The sequence below is a fragment of the Shewanella abyssi genome (assembly GCF_023284025.1).
GTDB classification, from domain to species: Bacteria; Pseudomonadota; Gammaproteobacteria; order Enterobacterales; family Shewanellaceae; genus Shewanella; species Shewanella abyssi.
This window is the reverse complement of sequence record NZ_JAKIKR010000107.1, coordinates 1-2,802: the sequence shown is the minus strand read 5'-3', so window position 1 is coordinate 2,802 and position 2,802 is coordinate 1. Positions and strand designations below refer to the sequence as shown.

1 protein-coding gene and 5 tRNA genes are annotated in these 2,802 nt (G+C 43.5%); 3 read left to right on the top strand and 3 right to left on the bottom strand.

The window, feature by feature from the left end; genetic code table 11:
* Positions 1-136: 136 nt before the first annotated feature.
* From L2755_RS21830 to gltX, 3 genes are all read right to left on the bottom strand, one after another.
* Positions 137-212, bottom strand: a tRNA-Glu gene (locus L2755_RS21830).
* A gap of 229 nt (positions 213-441) precedes the next feature.
* A tRNA-Ala gene (locus tag L2755_RS21825) sits at positions 442-517 on the bottom strand.
* 103 nt (positions 518-620) lie between these two features.
* Positions 621-2,030 carry a glutamate--tRNA ligase gene (gene gltX / locus L2755_RS21820; RefSeq protein WP_248982740.1) on the bottom strand — a complete coding sequence of 470 codons (1,410 nt, stop codon included), beginning with the start codon at positions 2,028-2,030 and terminating at the stop codon, positions 621-623.
* Between the two features lie 433 nt (positions 2,031-2,463).
* On the opposite strand from gltX, the gene L2755_RS21815 reads away from it, so the two are divergent.
* The 3 genes from L2755_RS21815 to L2755_RS21805 all read left to right on the top strand — a co-directional run bounded on the left by L2755_RS21815 (position 2,464) and on the right by L2755_RS21805 (position 2,783).
* Positions 2,464-2,539: transfer RNA gene (locus L2755_RS21815), tRNA-Val, on the top strand.
* A 46-nt stretch (positions 2,540-2,585) separates the two neighbouring features.
* A tRNA-Val gene (locus tag L2755_RS21810) sits at positions 2,586-2,661 on the top strand.
* Positions 2,662-2,707: 46 nt separating this feature from the next.
* A tRNA-Val gene (locus L2755_RS21805) sits at positions 2,708-2,783 on the top strand.
* Positions 2,784-2,802 lie beyond the last annotated feature (19 nt).

Below are 2,802 nucleotides of genomic sequence, written 5' to 3'. Positions count from 1 at the left end.
GCGGTGTCCTAGGCCTCTAGACGAAGGGGACCCGGACTGCATTAGACTCTGCAAAGAGTGAATACTCATTAAATCCTGTAGGCTAAGATTTAACGCTAGCTTTAATTTCTCAACATACATCAAGAAAAATAAATAGTGGTATCCCCTAGGGGATTCGAACCCCTGTTACCGCCGTGAAAGGGCGGTGTCCTAGGCCTCTAGACGAAGGGGACCCGGACATATTGTTTTACTTCTAATATAACGAAGACCTATAAGTAACACTTTAGAAGGCATTTAAAGTGAAACCGCCGTGCTGCTTTAAATAAAAATAGCGCGGTGTCCTAGGCTTTCCTCTTGACGAAGACTCTTTATAAACAAGAGCTAGGACTGCATTAGACTCTGCAAAGAGTGAATACTCATTAAATCCTGTAGGCTAAGATTTAACGCTTAACATTAGTTAGTTGGTGGAGCCTAGCGGGATCGAACCGCTGACCTCAACACTGCCAGTGTTGCGCTCTCCCAGCTGAGCTAAGGCCCCTCACTAACTAAATCACCTTCGAGTGCACTATAAGCATTTGCTACCAGTGTCTCAACTGCGTGGCGCATTCTATGCAGCACACCCAAAAGTGTCAACTCGTTTTTTAGGAATTTATTCTATTTGCTACAAATTCAATCGCTTTGGAGATTCTTTGCTCACAACGTGCCTTTCCAACCAAGAATAAGGTTAAATCTACAGCTGGAGACATACCCGCGCCAGTAACCGCAACGCGTAAAGGCATTCCAACCTTACCCATACCCACCTCTAATTCGCTTGCTGTATCTTCGATGGCCTGATGAATAGCTTCTACTGTCCACTCAGTTAATTCAGATAGTTTCTTTTGAATAAGAGTCAGTGGCTCCATTGCAACACCTCTAAGATGTTTCTTTGCTGCAGTTTCATCAAAGTCAGCAAAGTCTTCATAGAAGTAACGGCTCGAAGACGCTAGCTCTTTCAGTGTTTTTGCTCGCTCAGAAAGTGCAGTAACAACTTCAGCCAATTTAGGGCCGTTGCTGGTATCAATGTTCTGATCATTCATGTGCCACTCTAGATGAGAAGCTACATATTCAGGATCCATCTCTTTAATGTAGTGCTGGTTCAGCCAAATCAACTTCTCAGTATTAAAAGCCGATGCTGCTTTGTTGATATCATCAAGTTTGAATAACTGCTTCATCTCTTCGATTGAGAATATTTCTTGATCTCCGTGCGACCAGCCTAAACGAACTAAATAGTTAAGCAGCGCTTCTGGTAGGTAGCCATCATCGCGATATTGCATAACACCGACAGCACCATGACGCTTTGACAACTTAGCACCGTCATCACCCAAGATCATCGCTACATGGGCATATTCAGGGATTGGAGCACCAAGGGCCTTTAGGATATTAATTTGACGTGGTGTATTATTGATATGGTCTTCACCACGAACAATACAAGTAATCCCCATATCCCAGTCATCAACAACAACGCAGAAGTTATAGGTAGGTGTACCCTCAGTACGAGCGATGATCAAATCATCTAGCATGCTGTTTGATATTTCAATGCGGCCACGGACGTGGTCATCAAAAACAACACTACCTTCAGTTGGATTTTTAAAACGAATAACAAAAGGCTCGTCAGTATCGCGAGGCGCTTTATCACGGCAACAACCATCATACTTCTGTTGTTCGCCATTAGCGGCTTGCTCTTCACGCATAAGTTCAATACGTTCGCGGCTGCAATAGCACTTATATGCACTGCCCTGCTCTAACATTTGCGCGATAATTTCGTTATAACGGTCGAAACGCTTCGTTTGGTAGTAAGGACCTTCATCCCAGTGCAAACCTAACCACTCCATACCTTCTAATATCGCAGCGCATGCTTCAGGTGTAGAACGCTCAATATCTGTATCTTCTACTCGTAATACAAATTCGCCTTGGTTTGCACGTGCATATAACCATGAATAAAGTGCTGTTCGAGCACCACCAACGTGAAGGAAACCAGTAGGGCTTGGTGCAAAACGCGTCTTAATTGTCATAATGGGACACTGACCTAATATAGAAAGTCTAAATAATAGACTGTACCAATGAATGTGGCGCACATTCTAACAGTCAAAACGGTCAGGGAAAATAGGTCTGCTACTATATGGCAATTTTTGTGGGCGGAATGACGTTTTTAAACACTAGATTTACTTTTATCACTTTTTAGCAGTCATTCAATACAGAACATCTCAGCTAATACGACTTAGGTAATCGCAAATGCTGGTAAACTCCACTCGTTTTATAACCGTCCCCTTTTATTCGGATGAGCTAATATCATTAAACCTAAATTTAACGACTTATCCTAACTTTAGGTGGCGTAAATGATTAACTAAGCGTCAATACGTGCATAATTGAACCGTACGCGATATTTTATCTAAAAAAGCGTTGACAGTAGATCGTTCCCCCCTATAATACGGCCCCACACAGCGAGGTCGATTAGCTCAGCTGGGAGAGCACCTCCCTTACAAGGAGGGGGTCACTGGTTCGAGCCCAGTATCGACCACCATGTTTTATTTTTATAAAACGTAGTTGTAAAAATTAGATAAGTCCCAGGTCGATTAGCTCAGCTGGGAGAGCACCTCCCTTACAAGGAGGGGGTCACTGGTTCGAGCCCAGTATCGACCACCATTCTCTGCTAAAGAGAATAAAGATTTGTCAAAATTAGTAAGTCCCAGGTCGATTAGCTCAGCTGGGAGAGCACCTCCCTTACAAGGAGGGGGTCACTGGTTCGAGCCCAGTATCGACCACCATTCTCTGCTAAAGAGAATA

Excerpts from the sequence above, each read along its gene's own strand:
- gltX (WP_248982740.1), bottom strand. The coding sequence starts at position 2,030 with ATGACAATTAAGACGCGTTTTGCACCAAGCCCTACTGGTTTCCTTCAC.